Below are 17,639 nucleotides of genomic sequence, written 5' to 3' on the forward strand. Positions count from 1 at the left end.
AAAGGGGTGCGGCGTTGACCACGCAGGAGAGCGGGAGCCCGCTGCTCGACAAGGTCCATCGCATCATCGCCGACCGGGCGTGCGCCGTCCTTTCCCTGGACGTCTTCGACACCGTTCTCTGGCGCCGCGTCCCGCGCCCCCCGGACGCGTTCGGCCTGCTCGGAGCCCGGCTGCGCGCCGCGGGGCTGTGCCCGGCCTGGGTCACCGACGCCACGTTCCGGCGGCTGCGCATCGCCGCCGAGGACGCCGCCCGCGGCGGCCGCGACACCCTCGGCACCGAGGTCTCGCTGTCCGACATCTGGCGGGCCATGCCCGGCGGGATCTTCGGGTCCGCGCCGCTGGAGCAGCTCGTCGGCGAGGAGGTGGCGCTGGAACGCGAGCTGACCGTCGTGGACCTCGACATCGCCGAGGTCGTGCAGGCCGCCCGCAAGCAGGACGTCACCATCGTCCTGGTATCCGACACCTACTTCACCGAGGACCAGCTCTCCCACCTCCTCGACCGCCCCGAGCTGGGCGCCCTCCAGGACGCCCGCGTCTTCCGCTCCCTCCGGCACGGCACCGCCAAGGCGTCCGGCCTCTGGGAGATCGTGCTGCGCGACCTGGGGCTGAGCCCCGAGCAGATCGTGCACGTCGGCGACCACCCGGTCGCCGACGACGAGGTACCGGCGGAACTGGGCGTCCGCACCGTCCACTACCGCAGGCTCGACGACGAGTACCGGGACGTCCTGCGCCGCGAGCGCGAGCCCCTCACCTACTCCGGCGACCACGCCCCTGACCTGCACGAGCGGCACGGCGACTTCGGCCTCACCAGCCTGCGAGCCAAGGCCGTCCACTCCGGTGTGCCGTACTCGACCACGGCGCTGGACGTGGCGTGGCGGTACGGCGCCGGGGTGCTTGGACCGGTCCTGACCGGGTTCGCCGAATGGGCGGCCCAGCGCGCGCACGAGTCCGGCACGCGCGTCCTGTGGTGCACGATGCGCGAAGGCGAGCTGCTGTCCCGGCTGATCAACGAGGCGGCGCGGGCGCGCGGGCTCGACGTCGAGGCCCGGCCGGTCTGGCTGTCGCGGTTCGTGACGTCCCTCGCCGGGCTGGACGCGCACGACACCGACGCCGTCCACGCGTTCCTCCGCACCGGCTACCGGCTGACCGTCCGGCAGGCGCTGGAGGTCCTGGAGCTCCAGCCCGGCGACGTGCCCGGCCTCGCCGCCGAGCTGGACACCGTCATCGACAACGGCGACATCGCCGACCGCGTCAGCAGCGCGCTGACCGAGACGCCGCACCTGTGCAACCGGCTCGCCGTCACCGTCACCGCCGCCCGCGAACGGCTGATCAAGGCGCTGCGCGACGCCGGCGCGCTCGACGGGCCCGGCCTGACTCTCGTCGACCTCGGCTGGGGCGGGACGATCCAGCTGCAGCTCGCCCGCGCCCTGGACATCGCCCGGATCGACATCGCCCCCGCCGGGCTCTACCTCGCCACCGACCGCCGCGCCGAGCGGGTGTACCTGGCCGGGCTCCGCGCCGAGGGCTACCTCGCGCAGGCCGGGCATCCCGCGCACGTCGCCGCGACCGTCACCCGCAGCCCCGAGATCGTCGAGCAGTGCGTCAACGCGCTGTGCGGATCCCTGATCGGCTTCACCGAGGAGGCCGCGCCGATCCTCGGCGACACCGCCGACACCCCGTCGCAGAACGCCGAGCGCCGGACCGTCCAGGACGGCGTCCTCGCCTTCCAGCGCCTCTGGAACCGGTACGTGACCGCCGCGGAAGGGGCCCCGGAGGGCCCCTGGCCGAGCCTCGCCGCGCCCGGTCCCGCGCGGGACCGGCTGGCCAGGATCCTCGTCGCGGCGCTGGAGTCGCCGACCCCCGACGAGGCCGCCGTCTTCGGCAACTGGGTGCACGAGGACAACTACGGCTCCGCGATGGTCACCACGCTGCTGCCGGGGGACCTCAAGCCCGCCGTCCCGTACCTGTCGCCGGGCGACCTCGGCGACCTGCACATGCGCGACTCGTTCTGGCCGGGGCTGATCGCCGCGTCCGACACCGGGCTCGGCGCCATGGCGCGGGCGATCACCGCGGGCGCCATCGACGCCGAGGCGTTCGACCCGGCCGGCGAGCCCTATGACAGCAGGCTGCGGTACCGGACGTCGGACGACCGGTGGCACGAGCCCCTCCGGCGCCGCGTCCGCATCAACCACAACGGCCTGTCGTTCGCCCGCTTCCGGTTCGAGCACCACGACACGATCGACATCTCCATCGCGATCCCCGGGCGCCCCGCGATCGTCCGCGTCGACTGGATCGAGGCCGAGGTCATCGCCGGGGGCCGCCGCCGCACCGAGCCGCTGCGCTGGGACAAGCCCGAGGACTTCGTCGGCCTGCACTACGCCGACTGCCGCTACCTCGGCGGCAACCTGATGGAGTTCGACACCCCCTACGCGGCGGTGTGGCTGCCGCTCGCCCGCCGCGCCGGGGTGCCGGTCGTCTCGTCCGCGCAGGTCACCGTCGCGTTCGCGATGCTGCCGCAGACGATGACCGGGATGGCGCCGCGGATGCCGGTCGACAGGCGCGCCGAGCGGTCCGCACGCGCGGCGCGCCTCACCGAACGGCTCCGCCAGGAGTACCGGACCGCGGGCGTCAAGGGCGTCGCCGCCGGCGCCGGACGAGTGGCCAGGAGGAAGCTCGGCGATGGCTCGTGAACGTCAGGACCGCACCCGCATGACCGGGACGCGCGAGGATCCGCACGCGCAGGCGCGGGCGGCGCGCGGGCTGCCGCTGCTGGTGCACTCGATGTCGGCGTTCCGGGAACTGTTCGAGACGATCGCCCGGTCCCGCGAGATCCGCGTGGTCGTCGAGGTCGGCGTCGAGTCCGGGCAGGTCAGCTCGCTGTACGCCGACCTCGGTGCCACCGTGCACTGCGTCGAGCCTGACCCGGACGAGGACCTGCGCGCCGTCCTCGCCGCCGACCCCCGGCTGAACCTCGTCGAGGGCCGCTCCCCGGACGTGCTCGGCGACCTCCCGGCCGCCGACCTGTACGTCCTCGACGGCGACCACAACTACGCGGTCGTCCGCGCGGAACTCGCCTGGATCATGGAGAACGCGCCGGACGCCGTGGTCGTCCTGCACGACGTGCTGTGGCCCTGCGGGCGCCGCGACTTCTACTACCAGCCGTCCCCCCTGCCGCCCGGGGACACCCACCCCGACGCGCCCGAGGACGGCCCCACCGTCTGGCACGACGACCTCACCCCCGCCGGGTTCGTCGGCGGCGGCGCGTTCACCGCCGCACGGCACGCGGGCGGCGAGCGCAACGGTGTCCTCACCGCGATCGAGGACGCCCTCGCGGAGGCGGACGGCGGCGGCTGGCGGTTCGAGATCGTCCCGGCCGTCTTCGGGTTCGGCGTCCTGGCCCGGACGGACGTGCCCGGCACCGTCGGGATGTTCGAGGCGCTGCGTCCCCACACCTCGTCCGGCCTGCTCGCGACCCTGGAGAACAACCGGATCGCGCTGTACACCCGCGTCCTGCAACTCCAGTACGAGGCGCTCGCCCGCGCCGAGGACGCGAACCGGCTGGCCGAGACCGTCAGGGCGCAGCAGGAGGAGATCGAGCGCCTCCGCGCGGACCGCGCCGACGGCACACGCGACGAACCGGCAAGGAGTCCCGCAGTGACCGGCTTCATCGAGAGCGTCGCCATGCACGACGAGAGGTGGGGCACCTTCCTCGAACCCGACCCCGGCCTGCCCGGCGTCGAGAACCCGCACGACGTCCTCGGCATCCAGATCCTCGGCGGGCACCACGCCGACCTGGGAGCCTTCGCCGGGCGGAACGCGGTGTTCGACCGCATCGCCGCCCGGACCGAGGGCGTGGGCCTCGCCTATGAGGACCAGTGCAGCGCCCAGCACTACTTCGACGTCTTCTGCTGCGTCGAGCGCGAGCACCGGGAGCTGACCCGCGTCGTCGACGTCGGCGTCTTCATGGGCGGCTCGTCCGCCGTGCTCGCCGGCTGCGTCGAGCCGATGGGCCTGGAGCTCGACCTCGTCGACGCCAACCCCGCCTACCTCCAGTTCGCCCGCGAGCGGGTCCGGCGCATCTTCCCGGGCGCGATGCCGCGCGTGCGGATGTTCTTCGGGGACCTGCCGACGTACGTCCGTACGGTCCTGCTGGCCGAGGAGGGCACCCGCGCGCTGGTCCACCACGATGGCGCCCACGACTTCCCCCAGGTCGTCAAGGACCTCAGCTCGCTGTACTTCGCCCGGGACCGGGTGCACGGCGTCGCGCTCCAGGACACCCACCTGCGCGGCAACATCGAGCACTGCAACTTCGTGGACGCCGCCGTGCACGCGATGTTCGGCGTGGACGTGAAGTACGAGCCTCTCGGCGCCCGCTACCCCGCGGGCACGCCGGTGACGCGGCCCAACCAGTGGGACGGCAACTACTTCCTCGCCGACACACCGGAGGGTATGTACATCCCGTTCGACAGCGTGGAGTGGGGATATCCCCACCCGACGATGAAGATCGAGGCGTTCCTGCCGGTGAAAGCGGCCCCGGCACGCTGAACGAGATGGCCGGATCCGGCCACGCCTCCGGACGCCCGTGCCCGATCTTTCCCGCAGGTTGACGTGGTGACCGGATTCACGGGGCGTCTTGGTCATCATCGTCCCTGTTAGGCGAACCGGACGCGGAAACCCATCAATCTCTTTACTCTGTGTCTGGTAAGAAACCAACCCAGGCAACCAACCCCCAGGCGTTCCCCCTCATCCCGTAACACCCAGGGGTCTCTCGACGTGAAGGACAGGGCGAGCGGGTCCGCGATGGCGAGGCTCACACAGGCCGACCGCGTCTACGTGGGCTGGCGCTACGCGCAGGTGCACCCGGATCCGGGACCGCCGCCCGGCCTGCCCGAGCAGGCCGAGCGGACGGCGGCGCCGCCGCCCTCCCGGCGGCCGGGCGAGCACATGGCGGCCCGCCCGCTGCGCATCGCCGCCGGCGGCACGGTCGTCGGGGTCGTGCTGTTCCTCGTCTGCGGCCTGGCCGGCGTCCTGCCGTGGGCGTTCGCCGGCGTCGCGCTCCTGGCCTGCGCCGTCATCCTCGGCATCACCGGCGGCGCCCTCTGGCGCGACGAGCGGGGCGTCCGCGAGCGGCTGGCCGCCGAGCGCGAGCGCACCGAGCGGGACCGCGCCGCCCGCGACCGCGAGCGCGCGGAGGCCGAGCGGGCCTACGACGAGGCCCGCGCCGAGTGGGAGCGCCGCCACGCCGCCTACGAGAGCCAGCGCGAGTGGTACCCCGTCGCCGTCCCGCCCGGCGTCGACCGCGTCGACGTCGTCGGCGGCACGCTCGCCGGATGGTCGGCCGCCGTCACCACCATGGGCGCCGCGCGCCTCGCCGTGGGCGCCCGGCTCACCGTCATCGACCTGTCCGAGGGCGCGGTCGCGCACGACCTGCTCCGCCTCGCCGCCGACCGCGGCGACGACCCCCTGGTGTGGGTGCTGCCCGCCGACCTGCCCCGCCTGGACGTCACCCGCGGCCTGAACACCGAGGCCCTCGCGGACGTGCTGTCCCTGGTGGTCAGCGCGGGCGAGGAGCACGGCGGCACCCGCGACCTGTCGTTCGACAATTCGATCCTGGAACGGCTCATCGAGGTGCTCGGCCCGGACGCGACGATCCCGCGCATCACCGCGGCGCTGCGCGTCCTCGCCCAGGTCGGCGACCCCCGCGACGACCTGCGCAAGGGCCTGCTCACCGACGAGCAGCACGAGCGCATCACCACCCTGTTCGGCCGCGACGCCACCGACCGCATCGTGGTCCGCCGCGCCTGGGCGCTGGAGGCGCAGCTCCGCAAGCTGGAGAAGCTCGCCACCGAGCAGGTGCGGCTCCCGCCGTCCCGGCTGCACGTCGTCTCCATGGACCGCCGCGCGGGCGTCCTGACCAACCGGGTCCTCGGCACGTACGTCACCACGGCGCTGACCCACCGCATCCGCGAGGCGCCGCCCGGCGGCCACTGGGACCACACCCTGTTCCTCTGCGGCGCCGAGAAGCTGCGCGGCGACGTCCTGGACCGGCTCATCGACGCCTGCGAGGCCGCCAGGACCGGCCTGGTCCTGATGTACCGGTCCATCCCGCAGCACGTCCGCGAGCGGCTCGGCCGGCGCGGCCACGCCGCCGTCGGCTTCATGCGCCTCGGCAACCCCGAGGACGCCCGCGTCGCCGCCGAGCACATCGGCGCCGACCAGCGCCTGCTCGTCGCCGAGATCACCGACTCCGCGGGCGAGACCCTCTTCGACGTCGCGGGGGAGACCTACGCCAGCACCGTCGCCTACGCGCGGCAGCGCGGCGACGGCCTCACCGACCCCGCCTGGTCGCCGCTGCCCGCCCCCGCCGCCGACGACACCGCGCTGGTCGAGGGCATCAGCTCCGCGACGGCCTGGGGCCGCACCGTCAGCGCGCGGCACGCCGAGCGGCAGCGCTTCCGCGAGCTGCTCGTCGAGCCGCCGCAGCTCCAGGAGCTGCCGCCGACCGCCATGGTCTTCACCCACTCCGGCGCCACCGGCCGCCGCATCCTCCTCGTGGACGCCAACCCGGGGATCATCACGCTGCCGACCGCGCACTCGATGGAGTTCGAGGAGTACATCCGCGAACAGCAGCTCCAGGACGAGACCCCCGCGCCGGACCCGGACGCCCCGCCCTCGCCAGGCCCGGACTCCGCCCCGCCGCCCGCGCGGCCGCCGTTCACCGAGGCCCCGCGTCCCCGGCACGCCCTGCCCCGCGGCGCGGGCACCCGCGGGCCGCGCATCGTCCCGCCGCTGAAGCCCAACGGCCGCCACAAGGCCGGACCTCCCTAGCGCGCGCCTCCGTGACCGTCCGGCCGTAGCGGGTCACATCCCGATGGACCCGCCTTGCCGGAGCGGTGGCGCGGCACCGCCCGGCGCGTAAGGATGCTGGGGTGATGCCCCCAGGTTCTCCGCCCCCAGGGATGCCGTTCGGACGGGCCCCGGGGATGCCTCCCGGGACGCCTCCCCCGGGAATGAGGGCCTCCGGCGGCCGTGTGCCGGACGTCCCGCCGAGGGCGCCGTCGGACGGGCACGCCGGCCCTGGGGAGCCGCCCGTGCTGCCCGGCCCCTGGTACCGGATCCAGGCGATCCCGGCACCGCAGCGCGCCGCGTCCGCCGAATGGGACTTCGTCAGCGTGCTCCCCGCCGCGCTGTCGGCGGCTCGGCTCGGCCGCCCGTTCGTGGTCGGCTGGCTGTCGGCCGGAGGCGGCGCGCCGCTGGAGCTGATCACCAACGCCGGGCCGATCGGCGGCCCCGAGGCGGCGGCCGGGGTCGCGCCGGGCGAGGCGCACGGGCTGCTGTTCCCGAGCGGCGCCCGCGGCGTTCCGGCCGGGGACCGGTGGCTGCGGCAGGCCGCGCGGATGGCGTGGACGCGCTGCCCCGGCCGTCTCGCCCCGCAGGTCGGCGCCGCCGACGCCGGGCCCGGCCTGTTCGAGTCGACGCTCGTCACGCTGATGGAGCGGCCGTTCGGCTGGTTCGTCGTCGCCGACCCGTGCGACGAGCGGCTGATCGACGCCGAGATGCGCGAGCTGCACCACGAGCTGCGGATGCTGCGCCGCGGCGAGGACGAGCAGGCGCGGCTGTCGGTGACGCGCGCCGACCAGCGCCTCACCGAGCTGGACGCGTTCCGCGAGGCCGGGCTCTGGCGGGTCCGGGTCGTCGCGGGCGCCGCCACCCAGGAGGAGCTCGGGCAGATCGCGCCGGTGCTCGTCGGGTCCATGGAGCTCGGCCACCACCCGTACCGGCTCCGGTCCGGGCACGGCAGCGGCTCGTTCGGCGAGATGCTGCGGCCCGGCGCCGAGCCCGCCCCGCTGCGCCCGGCGGCCGAGTCGGAGCAGCGCTTCCCGTTCATCGCGACCGCCGGGGCGCTCGCCGCGCTCGCGGGCCTGCCCCGCCGCGAGGTGCCGGGGCTGCGCGTCCTGGACGCCGGGTACTTCGACGTGACGTCCGAGACCGACGCGCCCGCCGGCGCCGTCGCCGGAGGCGCCGCGGCCGGCGGCCCGCCCGCGCGGGCGGACGAGGCGCGCATCGAGCTCGGCGCGATCCTGGACGGCCAGGACCGGCAGGTCGGGCGGCTCACCGTCCCCCGCTCCACGATCAACCGGCACGTGTTCGTCACCGGCGCGACCGGCGCGGGCAAGTCGCAGACCGTCCGGCACCTGCTGGAGCAGCTCACCCGCGCCGGGATCCCGTGGCTGGCGATCGAGCCCGCCAAGTCGGAGTACGCGGCGATGGCCGGACGCATCGCCGACCTCGGCGGGCCGGTGACGGTCGTCAACCCGTCCGACCCGGCGTCGGTGCCGCTGTCGGTGAACCCGCTCGCGCCCGAGCCCGGCTACCCGGTGCAGGCGCACATCGACATGGTCCGGGCGCTGTTCCAGGCCGCGTTCGACGCCGAGGAGCCGTTCCCGCAGATCATGGCGCAGGCCCTCCAGCGCGTGTACGAGACCAACGGCTGGGACGTGGTGACCGGCGCGGGCGTGCCCGGGTCGCTGATCGAGCCCGCCGTCCCGACGCTGGAGCAGCTCCAGAACGCGGCGCTCCAGGTCATCTCCGACGTCGGCTACGGCCGGGAGCTGATGGCCGACGTCCAGGGCTTCGTGGACGTGCGGCTGCGCTCCCTGCGCATCGGCTCGGCCGGGCGGTTCTTCGAGGGCGGCCATCCCGCCGACATCGGCGGGATGCTCCGCGACAACATCGTCCTCGCGATCGAGGACGTCGCCAACGACGAGGACAAGGCGTTCCTCATGGGCACGCTGATCATCCGCATCGTCGAGCACCTGCGGATGCGGGAGCGGCGCCGCGACCGCTCCGGCGGCCCCGCGCTCCGGCACGTCATCGTCATCGAGGAGGCGCACCGGCTGCTGCGCAACCGCGGCCCCGAGCGCACCAGCTCGCACGCCGTGGAGCTGTTCGCCGGGATGCTCGCCGAGATCCGCGCGTACGGCGAGGGCATCATCGTCGCCGAGCAGATCCCGACCAAGCTCGTCCCCGACGTGATCAAGAACACGGCGCTGAAGGTCGTGCACCGGCTGCCCGCGCACGACGACCGGCACCAGGTCGGCGCGGCCATGAACCTGGACGACGACCAGTCCCGCGAGGTCGTGTCGCTGCGCCCGGGCGTCGCCGCCGTGTTCGCCGACGGCATGGACCGCCCGCTGCGCGTCCGCGTCCCGCTCGGCGAGGGCCGCGAGGCCGAGCTGCCCGGCCCGCCGCCCCCGGTGGACGGCCGCCGCTCGGCCGCCTGCGGCTGCGAGTGCCGCTCCGGCCGCGCCTGCACCCTCTACGAGCTGCGCGAGGCCGACCTCGTCGCGGTGAGCCCCGACTGGAGCTGGCTGCGGCTGTGGGCGGACACGCTCGTCCTCGCCCACGTCGTCAACCGCCCGCTGCCCGCCGTCCCGCCCGACCTGGCCCGGGGCTGGTCACGGCTGTCGCCGAGGCTCCGCGAGTGCGCGCTCGCGACCGTCCTGGAACGCGCCGTGTCCCGCCGCTCGCGGGCGCTGCGCACCGCCTACCCGCCGTCCGAGCTCACCGGCACGGCCGCGGAGGTCGCGCAGCGGCTCCTCGGCGGCGGCGCCTCCGGCACGGCGCCCGGCCCGGCGTGGGTCATCCCGCAGGTGCGGTGGCTGCACGAGCTGGACCGCCTCTTCCCCCACGGCGAGGGCGCCCCTGACAAGCACGCCCCGGCGCCGCCGCTGGACTACCAGCTGCCCGGCCTCAAGCAGCCGCCGGACGCCCGGCTCGGCCACCGCCTCCGCGCGCTGCGCCGCCACCCGCTGTCGATGGAGCTGGAACGCAACCGGCCCCTCGCCCTCACCGCCCTGTACGGCGACGACGACCACGCGGGCTTCTTCCGCGACCTGCCGGTCGTCGCGCTCGGCCTCGACGAGGACGAGCGGATCGACCACGTCGCCGGGACGATGAGCGTCCGCCCGTGGCTGGAACCGGTGCTGTGCTGGGCGGACCGCTTCATCGACCCCTTCGAGGACCCGTCGGCCGCCCTGCCCTTCCTCACCGCCCCGGAACCGGAGACCGGCTGACCGGCCCGTTCCGGGGGGTGTGGGGGGTCGTCCCCCCACAAGTGACCGGCCCCGGTCAGATCTGCCCCTCGCTGCGGGGATCCAGGCCGGCCTGCTCGGCGATGGGCGTCCAGAGCCGGATGAACTCGGTCTTGGCGTCGCTGGCCTCCTGGTTGATGCTCTGGACCTCGTCGTCGGACGGGCATCCCGGGGAGGCGTCCAGGTAGCGCTGGTTGGAGCGAACGGATGCCTCCAGGGCACGGACGAGCGCGTCCTTGAGCGCCTCGCCGTCGTCGAACGCGCCGACCTCCAGCGCGCGCGCCTTGCCGAGCTGCTCCTGGCGCTGGTCGCGGATGCGCTGGAGCCCGGTCGTCCCGCATCCCGCCTCCACCACCGAGCCGAGGTCGGAGCGGGTGCCCGACATCTCCTTGAGCAGCCCGTCCACCGCCCCCGCCTGCTCGGAGAGCTCGTCGCCGGAGCCGGTGGGCGGGTCACTGGGGGAGTCGCTCGCGGTCTCGCCGGTGAGCCCCGGGGTCTGCTGCGCGCCCGCGTTGTTCGTGGCCGGCCCCGACCCGCCCGGCCACAGCACGATCCCGAGCGCGATCCCCGCGAGCAGGATGATCCCGGCCGCGACCAGCAGGTACGGCCGCTTGCTCTTCCTGGCGGGCGCCGGGGGCTGCCACATGGCCGGTTCCGCCCAGGGCTCCGGCGACAGCGGGATCGAGGTCTCCCCGGACGGCGGCATCGGCGTCGTGTGGTCGGCCGGGGCGGGCGGCCACGGAATGGGTTCTTGAGGCGACGGCGCCCAGGGCGGCGGCACCGGACCCGGCATGGGCCCCGGCGCCGGTCCCGCCCCCGGACCGTGCGGCCCGGCGGGCGGCCCGGCCGGTGGGACGGGGCCCGCGCCGAGCGTGTTCCCCTGCCCGAACGGAAGGCGTCCCGTCGGCCCCGGGGCCGGAGACGTGGAGCCCGGGCCCTCGGATCCGGGACCCGGTGGCGCCTGCTGCGGAGGGGCCGGCCGCGGCGGTGTCGCGGGTTGCGGAGTGGGCGGTTTCGGCGGCGGGAAGCTCGACGGCTCGACGTCGCGGGTCGTCGCCTCCTCGCCGAAAGGCCCGCGGGCGGTCGGGTCCTGGCCGAAGGAGGCGGGTGCGCCGCCCTCCTCGGACGGGTCGCGGGCGGTCGTGTCCCCTCCGCCGGACGCCTGGTCCAGCGGGGCGTTGCACCGGGTGCACCGAGGCAACGCCGGAGTGGTGTCGCTACCACAGCCCGGGCACCGCATACCGTCCCCTAACCCCTGAGAATCACCGGTGCGAGGATAACGCGCCGTCCCCGCGCGCGGACTGCCCGCGCCCAGGTCGCAACGCGTCCGTGATCGGCCCGATCAGACGCGCTGCCAGCTCCGCTGCGGCTGGCCGGTGCTCCTGGCCACGGGATTCCACAGGACGACGAACTGCCGCTTGGAGAGCGTCGCGCGCCTCTCGGCGGCCGCGCGGCCGGGCACGTGCGCCGCGTCCGGGCGGGGCTTGCCCTTGCACTTGGCCTGGTTGCGCTGCGCCCACTGGAGCAGCACCTGGTCGACCTGGAGGGAGGCGGCCAGCGCCTGGTTCAGCGAGGCGCGCAGCCGCTCCCCGTTCGACAGCTTGTCGAGCTTGAGGTTCTTGGTCCGGCGGATCTGGTTCTGGCGGCGCTGCGCGACCGTCTGGAAGCCCTGGATCGCCTGCGGCAGGTCCTTGCAGGTGCGGGCCTGCCCGAGCGCCCCGGCGAGGACGCGGCGCGTGTCGACGCTCGCGTTCAGCACCGCGTTCATCGCGCCCGCCTGCTGCCGCGCCGCGTTCGGGATCTTGTTCGTCTGCGCGACCTTGGTGTTGGAGTGCGCCGTAGGCGAGGACTTGGCCGTCCCCTTGCCGTCACCGCCCGACGGCCACATCACGAACGCCACCGCCGCGATGGCGACGGTGACCAGCGCGGACACCACGACGAGGAGCGGTTTGCTCGTCCCGCCGCCCGAGCGCGCCGGGCCCTGGCCCGGGTAGCCCGCGTACGGGGGGCCGCCCTGCCCGGCCGACCCGGCGGGCAGCATCGCCGTCCCCTGGTCGGGGACGCCGCCGAGGGGGACGGCGCCCATCGGGGCGTCCAGGGGCGGGGCGCCCATCGGGCCTGGGGCGAACTGGGTGGCGCCGTCCAGCGCGGTCGCGTCCGCCATCGTGGCCGGCGCCTGGACGGGGGGCGGCGCGCCCCACGCCTGGTCGGACGGCGCGGGCTGCGGCGTCCACACCTGCGTCGCCTCGGCCTCGGGCTCCTGCGGCTTGCGCGGCTGCGCGAACCACGACTCCGGGACGATCGACTCCGGTTCCGGCGCGGGCTCCGGCGCGGCCGGGACCGCGGGCGCGGCCGGGATCGGCGTCGGGGGCGGGGTCACACCGCCCATCCAGGACGGCTGCGACGGCTGGAGGGTGTCGTAGCCACCGGACTGGAGGCTGTCGTAACCACCGGACTGGAGGGCGTCGTAACCACCGGAGTCGGCGCCGGGGTCGAACGTCCACGCGGCGGTCGACTCGGAGTCGGCGGGCGCGAGCGTCCCCGGCGCGGGGACCGCGGGAGCGGGCGGTACGGGCGGCACGGGCGGGGCGCCCAGCGGCGGCGTGCTCACGGACGCCGGTTCGGGAGACCACGACGACGGCGGCGGCACCATCATCGTCCGGTCGCCCAGGGCGTCGGCGGCCGCCTCGCGCGCCGGCGCGCCGAGCGGCGCCCCCAGCGGAGCGGCCGGCCCGACCGAGTACACGTCGATCGGCGCCTCGCAGTTCGAACACTTGCCGAGCGTCCCGGGCGTGTTGGAACCGCACGTCGGACACTGCATCGCTCAGACCTCGCCTTGTCGCCGCTTCGCCCACGCCAGCGATTCCGGCCCGCCTCCGGACGGGCGCCTCTTCCCCCGCAAACCGCAGGGCTCCCGACAAAAGTAGTGGGTGACGTCGTTCTAGGACGCGTGGATGGGAATCTGCCCTCACCGCACCGGGGGTCGCACCGAATCACGACACATCGGTACCGGTCAACATCGCCACAGCCGGTTTACACGATCGCCTGTGACGCTCGTCGCATTTCAGGCCGTGTCGCCCGCACGCCCGCCCGCGCGCGAGCGCCCCGTCCAGCGGCTAGGCTGTGCGTACTCCATTCCCGGAACGCGCGAGCGCGGCATCGCTTCGCGGTCGGCCCGGCGGGGCTCGCCTCCGGCTTCGTCCCACCGGCCGGGCGACGGGCTCGCGGTGACGGCGGAGGCCACTTTGAGACAGACTCTAGGCTCGAAGCCCCGGTGCATTGAGAGAAGACGGAGTCAATGAGCGATCTTCCGCTGCGTTCGCAGCTGGCCGTCGCGCTCGGTCGTACGGCCGCCAGGATGTCCCGTATCGCGGGCCGCGGGGACGGTTCGGTGATCGGCGGGCGGATCGGCCTGCGGCTCGACCCCGAACTGCTGACCAGGCTCGCGAAGGACCGCAAGCTCGTCCTCGTCAGCGCCACCAACGGCAAGACGACGACGACCCGGCTGATCACCTCGGCGATGACGCCGCTGGGAGAGGTCGCCACCAACGCGTTCGGCGCGAACATGCCGACCGGGCACGTGTCCGCGCTCGCGTCCGCGCCCACGGCCCGCTACGGCGTGCTGGAGTGCGACGAGAAGTACGTCCCGATGGTCCTCGCTGAGACGGGCGCGAACGTCGTCGCGCTGATGAACCTCAGCCGCGACCAGATGGACCGTGCCGCCGAGATCTGGCTGCTCGCGGGCAAGTGGCGGCGCGCGCTGGAGGCGTCCCCGCAGAGCCACGTCATCGCCAACTGCGACGACCCGCTCGTCACCTGGGGCGCGTCCACCGCCAAGAGCGTCACGTGGGTCGCCGCGGGCCAGCACTGGCGCGAGGACTCCTGGTGCTGCCCCGAGTGCGGCGGTCCCCTCGACCGCCAGGACACCGACGAGGACAGCGACTGGCGCTGCCGCCAGTGCCACTTCGCCCGCCCGCGTCCCGACTGGACGCTGAAGGGCGACCACATCACGACCCCGGACGGACGCGTCCTCCCGCTCTCCGGGCTGTCCCTGCCGGGCCGCGCGAACCGCTCGAACGCCCTGGTCGCGCTCGCGGTCGTCGCCCGGTTCGGCGTCCCGCCCGAGCAGGCGCTGCCGCTGCTCGCCGAGGTCAAGTCCGTCGCGGGCCGCTACACCACGGTCGAGCACGAGGGACGCCGCATCCGGCTGCTGCTGTCGAAGAACCCGGCCGGCTGGCTGGAGGCGTTCGACGTCCTGCAGCCCGCGCCCGGCCCCGTCGCCCTGTCGATCAACGCCCAGGGCCCCGACGGCCGCGACACGTCCTGGCTGTGGGACGTCGACTACCGCATCCTGCGCGGCCGCCCCGTCTGGGTGGCGGGCGAACGCCGCATCGACCTCGCCGCCCGCCTGGAGGCCGCCGAGGTCGCCTTCACCCTCGTGGACGACATCGACCAGGCGGTCATGGCGGTCCCGCCCGGCCACCTCGACGTGATCGCCAACTACACCGCCTTCCAGAACATCCGAACGAGGTACGGCCGTGTCGTCTGACCGAATCAAGATCGTCTGGATCTACCCCGACCTCCTCAGCACCTACGGTGACCAGGGCAACACCATCGTCCTGGAGCGCCGCGCCGCGCTGCGCGGCATCACGACCGAGACGGTCAACATGCGCTCGGACGAGCCCGTCCCCACCGACGGCGACATCTACCTCCTCGGCGGCGGCGAGGACCGCCCGCAGATCCTCGCCGCGCAGCGGCTGCGCGCCGACGGCGGCCTCAACACCGCCGCCCAGCGCGGCGCCGTGGTCTTCGCCGTCTGCGCCGGGTTCCAGATCCTCGGCCACGAGTTCGGCGGCGAGGAGGGCCAGCCGGTGCCCGGCCTCGGCATCCTCGACATCCACTCGGGCCGTGGCCAGAACCGCGCCGTGGGCGAGGTGGTCGGCGACGTGTCGGCGGAGCTGAACGTCCCCCGCATCACCGGCTTCGAGAACCACCAGGGCGCCACCAGCATCGGCCCCGGCGCCAAGCCCCTCGCCAAGGTGGTCTCCGGCATCGGCAACGGTGACGGCAGCGGATTCGAGGGCGCCTACAGCGGCCGCGTCCTCGGCACGTACATGCACGGCCCGGCGCTCGTCCGCAACCCCGGCCTCGCCGACCTGCTGCTCACCTGGGCCGTCGGGCACCAGCTCCAGCCCATCGACGACTCGTGGGCCGGCCGCCTCCGGGAGGAACGCCTCAACGCCGTCCTGAGCTGACCGAAACCCCTCACGCAGAGTATCGCCAAGGGCGCGGAACGCAATGATTCGCAACCGTGACCTTTGCCGTGCATCAATCGACGCCTTGTGGGGACTTTCGGCGCCGAGACGAAATGCGAGGAGGGGACCTCATGCCCTGGTTGATGATTCTTGTTCTGGTGCTGGCGCTGCTCCTTTTCGGAATCGGCTTCGCGCTGAAGGTCCTGTGGATCGTTGCAGCGGTCGTCCTGGTCCTCTGGCTGGTGGGCTTCGTCGCCCGCAGCACGGGCCCCTCGGGCCGACGCGGCCGCTGGTACCGCTGGTAGACCCTCCACCCGGCCCCGTCCCGCCCCTGCGGGACGGGGCCAACAGCTTTCCCGACCAGCTCAGAAAGCGGCGGGAAGCATCCGATACCTGAAGATGGCATCGACCTTCTCAGCGGCAGCCCTGGGATCGTCGCAGGAAGCCAGATAGCCGTGCTGCTCGTAGGAATGGTGTCCGGCCTGGTAGTAGGCCCAGATCCCGCGACGCGCGGCGTGGACGATCACAGCGACCCTGACCCCGTCGGCCCGGCTCACTCCGAAGACCCACAGCAACAACGGCCGACCGGCGAACTCCTCGGCCCGGTACAGCTTCACACACCGGTACCCCTTGGCCGTGAGCGCGGACGCGAGCAGATCCAGGTGCCCGATGGCAGCAGCACGCCCCCACCACGACACGAATCGCTGGCGGCGCCCACCCAAGCCGCTCAAGGCGCGTAGCGAACCCATACGACCTTCCCCTCCTCAAGCAACGGGCGCACACCCCACTCCTGGACGAGCGCGATCACCAGCGGCAGCCCGCGCCCGCTGACGGCCTGGTCGTCCGCAGGCCGCACCACGGGCAGCCCACCCCCCTCGTCCCACACCTCGATCCGGACCACCCCGCCCCGCTCCTCACAGACGACCCGCACAACGATGTGCCCGAGCCCCACGTGCTTGTAGGAGTTGGTAACCAACTCGGTAACCACGAGTCGCCCGACGTAGTCGTCGGCGACCCCCAACTCCCGGAACCGCGCACACAGGAAGCGACGCGCACACCCAGGCGCCCGCTCAGAAGACGCAAGCACAAGAGCCGTCGGCTCCGGCACGAGACCCACTACTGCCATCGGCAGACCCTCTCCAGCATCGGATGGCCGGTGATCCAAGAGCGATCACCCTCTGTCATCGAACGGTCACCATGAAGCCATCAGAGGGCGTAGGTTAGCTGGTGACCGCGAAACCACTCGTATTGCGCTAGCGGCTGTTAGCTCGATGGTTACGCCCGAGAGGGTGATCGAAATGGCGGAGACGGGTAGCAAGAGCAAGAACAGTCCTGAGCTGCGGACCTTCGGTGCGGAGGTCAGGCGGTTACGCGAGGCGGCGGGACTCAACCAGACAGGGCTGGCCGCACTGGTACACGTCTCACGCGCTTACATCAGCCACGTTGAACGGGGCAAGACCCGGTGTCGCCTTGACTTCGCCAACCGCCTGGACGGCGCGCTCCGCGCGAATGGGGAGATCATCCAAGCGTGGAACGAGCTGCTAGAAGCGATCAAGTCGATCCGGTACGCCGCCTACTTCGTTGTCTTCCCAAAGGTCGAATTGACGGCGAACCTGATCCGCGTCTACGAGACGCACATCGTGAACGGCCTGTTCCAGACCGAGGCGTACGCGACCGTCATCCTCAAGAATCCGGACGACGTCGCCAGTCGTATGAGCAGGCAGAAGCAGGTCATGAGCGACCCGGCGCCGAAGATCTTCGTCGTGCTGGAGGAGAACGTTCTGTTCAGGCAGGTCGGCTCGACGGACGTCATGCGCGAGCAACTGGAATTCCTGCTCGAACTGTCGTACGTTGACGGCATCCGACTACAGATCCTCCCGACCGTCTACGTAGAGGAGGCGAGGGCCGCCTTCGCCATCGCAACCCAGGCAGATCACAGCGAGGCCGCATACATAGTCAGCGCGACAGGTGGTGTCACCAGCGCAGATCCTGCGGACGCGGCCAATCTGCACGAACGGTTCGCCAGCCTCCAGGCAGAGGCGCTCAACGTGAGGGACACGCGGGCGCTGATCAGAAAGGTGATCGAGGAGAAATGGACCTGACTCAGGCGCGGTGGCGCAGGGCATCGCACAGCACGGTGGAGAACGACAACTGTGTTGAGGTCGCCGGTGTGGCGAGCGTCGTAGTGGTCCGGGACAGCAAAGATCCCGACGGCCCCAAGCTCCTCATCAATCACAACGATTTCCGTCACTTCGCCGGAATCCTTAAGTCTCTCCAACTAGGTTCCTAA

At 73.2% G+C, this 17,639-nt stretch carries 13 protein-coding genes; 9 read left to right on the forward strand and 4 right to left on the reverse strand.

Annotated elements, in window-relative coordinates; all coding sequences use genetic code 11:
- Positions 1-14: 14 nt before the first annotated feature.
- The 4 genes from AGRA3207_RS26200 to AGRA3207_RS26215 all read left to right on the forward strand — a co-directional run bounded on the left by AGRA3207_RS26200 (position 15) and on the right by AGRA3207_RS26215 (position 10,076).
- Positions 15-2,690 carry an HAD family hydrolase gene (locus AGRA3207_RS26200; RefSeq protein ID WP_231329666.1) on the forward strand — a complete coding sequence of 892 codons (2,676 nt, stop codon included), beginning with the start codon at positions 15-17 and terminating at the stop codon, positions 2,688-2,690.
- Positions 2,680-4,545 carry a class I SAM-dependent methyltransferase gene (locus AGRA3207_RS26205; RefSeq protein ID WP_231329667.1) on the forward strand — a complete coding sequence of 622 codons (1,866 nt, stop codon included), beginning with the start codon at positions 2,680-2,682 and terminating at the stop codon, positions 4,543-4,545. The genes AGRA3207_RS26200 and AGRA3207_RS26205 overlap by 11 nt, the downstream gene beginning before the upstream one ends.
- A gap of 255 nt (positions 4,546-4,800) precedes the next feature.
- Positions 4,801-6,828, forward strand: a complete 2,028-nt coding sequence (locus tag AGRA3207_RS26210; RefSeq protein WP_231329668.1) for a coiled-coil domain-containing protein — start codon at positions 4,801-4,803, stop codon at positions 6,826-6,828.
- A gap of 263 nt (positions 6,829-7,091) precedes the next feature.
- Positions 7,092-10,076 carry an ATP-binding protein gene (locus tag AGRA3207_RS26215; RefSeq protein ID WP_231329669.1) on the forward strand — a complete coding sequence of 995 codons (2,985 nt, stop codon included), beginning with the start codon at positions 7,092-7,094 and terminating at the stop codon, positions 10,074-10,076.
- 55 nt (positions 10,077-10,131) lie between these two features.
- Here the strand turns inward: AGRA3207_RS26215 and AGRA3207_RS26220 are convergent, their stop codons facing one another.
- Complete coding sequence (locus AGRA3207_RS26220) at positions 10,132-10,800, reverse strand: hypothetical protein (protein ID WP_231329670.1); 669 nt, start codon at positions 10,798-10,800, stop codon at positions 10,132-10,134.
- Between the two features lie 636 nt (positions 10,801-11,436).
- The gene (locus tag AGRA3207_RS26225; protein ID WP_231329671.1) at positions 11,437-12,915 is read right to left on the reverse strand and encodes a hypothetical protein; all 1,479 of its coding nucleotides are present in this window, start codon (positions 12,913-12,915) and stop codon (positions 11,437-11,439) included.
- A 477-nt stretch (positions 12,916-13,392) separates the two neighbouring features.
- Between AGRA3207_RS26225 and AGRA3207_RS26230 the strand changes: the two genes are divergently transcribed.
- The 3 genes from AGRA3207_RS26230 (at position 13,393) to AGRA3207_RS26240 (ending at position 15,654) form a co-directional block, all read left to right on the forward strand.
- Positions 13,393-14,643, forward strand: coding sequence for a Mur ligase family protein (locus AGRA3207_RS26230; protein ID WP_231329672.1), 1,251 nt, complete (start codon positions 13,393-13,395; stop codon positions 14,641-14,643).
- Entirely contained in the window at positions 14,633-15,349 is a 717-nt protein-coding gene (locus AGRA3207_RS26235; protein WP_231329673.1) for a type 1 glutamine amidotransferase, read from the forward strand. The genes AGRA3207_RS26230 and AGRA3207_RS26235 overlap by 11 nt, the downstream gene beginning before the upstream one ends.
- 131 nt (positions 15,350-15,480) lie before the next feature.
- Positions 15,481-15,654 (forward strand): DUF5670 family protein, encoded by a 174-nt coding sequence (locus tag AGRA3207_RS26240; RefSeq protein WP_231329674.1) that lies wholly within the window; start codon positions 15,481-15,483, stop codon positions 15,652-15,654.
- A 60-nt stretch (positions 15,655-15,714) separates the two neighbouring features.
- On the opposite strand, the gene AGRA3207_RS26245 is transcribed toward AGRA3207_RS26240, so the two are convergent.
- Positions 15,715-16,098 carry a hypothetical protein gene (locus AGRA3207_RS26245; RefSeq protein ID WP_231329675.1) on the reverse strand — a complete coding sequence of 128 codons (384 nt, stop codon included), beginning with the start codon at positions 16,096-16,098 and terminating at the stop codon, positions 15,715-15,717.
- Complete coding sequence (locus AGRA3207_RS40140; protein ID WP_338028220.1) at positions 16,077-16,475, reverse strand: ATP-binding protein; 399 nt, start codon at positions 16,473-16,475, stop codon at positions 16,077-16,079. The genes AGRA3207_RS26245 and AGRA3207_RS40140 overlap by 22 nt, the downstream gene beginning before the upstream one ends.
- A 145-nt stretch (positions 16,476-16,620) precedes the next feature.
- On the opposite strand from AGRA3207_RS40140, the gene AGRA3207_RS26255 reads away from it, so the two are divergent.
- Entirely contained in the window at positions 16,621-17,451 is an 831-nt protein-coding gene (locus AGRA3207_RS26255; RefSeq protein WP_231329677.1) for a helix-turn-helix domain-containing protein, read from the forward strand.
- The gene (locus tag AGRA3207_RS26260) at positions 17,442-17,639 is read left to right on the forward strand and encodes a DUF397 domain-containing protein (protein WP_231329678.1); all 198 of its coding nucleotides are present in this window, start codon (positions 17,442-17,444) and stop codon (positions 17,637-17,639) included. The genes AGRA3207_RS26255 and AGRA3207_RS26260 overlap by 10 nt, the downstream gene beginning before the upstream one ends.

It is taken from the genome of Actinomadura graeca (assembly GCF_019175365.1).
GTDB classification, from domain to species: domain Bacteria; phylum Actinomycetota; class Actinomycetes; order Streptosporangiales; family Streptosporangiaceae; genus Spirillospora; species Spirillospora graeca.

Excerpts from the sequence above, each read along its gene's own strand:
- AGRA3207_RS26205 (WP_231329667.1), top strand. The coding sequence starts at position 2,680 with ATGGCTCGTGAACGTCAGGACCGCACCCGCATGACCGGGACGCGCGAG.
- AGRA3207_RS26210 (WP_231329668.1), top strand. The coding sequence starts at position 4,801 with ATGGCGAGGCTCACACAGGCCGACCGCGTCTACGTGGGCTGGCGCTAC.
- AGRA3207_RS26220 (WP_231329670.1), bottom strand. The coding sequence starts at position 10,800 with ATGCCGCCGTCCGGGGAGACCTCGATCCCGCTGTCGCCGGAGCCCTGG.
- AGRA3207_RS26225 (WP_231329671.1), bottom strand. The coding sequence starts at position 12,915 with ATGCAGTGTCCGACGTGCGGTTCCAACACGCCCGGGACGCTCGGCAAG.
- AGRA3207_RS26230 (WP_231329672.1), top strand. The coding sequence starts at position 13,393 with ATGAGCGATCTTCCGCTGCGTTCGCAGCTGGCCGTCGCGCTCGGTCGT.
- AGRA3207_RS26240 (WP_231329674.1), top strand. The coding sequence starts at position 15,481 with ATGCCCTGGTTGATGATTCTTGTTCTGGTGCTGGCGCTGCTCCTTTTC.
- AGRA3207_RS26245 (WP_231329675.1), bottom strand. The coding sequence starts at position 16,098 with ATGGGTTCGCTACGCGCCTTGAGCGGCTTGGGTGGGCGCCGCCAGCGA.
- AGRA3207_RS40140 (WP_338028220.1), bottom strand. The coding sequence starts at position 16,475 with ATGGCAGTAGTGGGTCTCGTGCCGGAGCCGACGGCTCTTGTGCTTGCG.
- AGRA3207_RS26255 (WP_231329677.1), top strand. The coding sequence starts at position 16,621 with ATGGTTACGCCCGAGAGGGTGATCGAAATGGCGGAGACGGGTAGCAAG.
- AGRA3207_RS26260 (WP_231329678.1), top strand. The coding sequence starts at position 17,442 with ATGGACCTGACTCAGGCGCGGTGGCGCAGGGCATCGCACAGCACGGTG.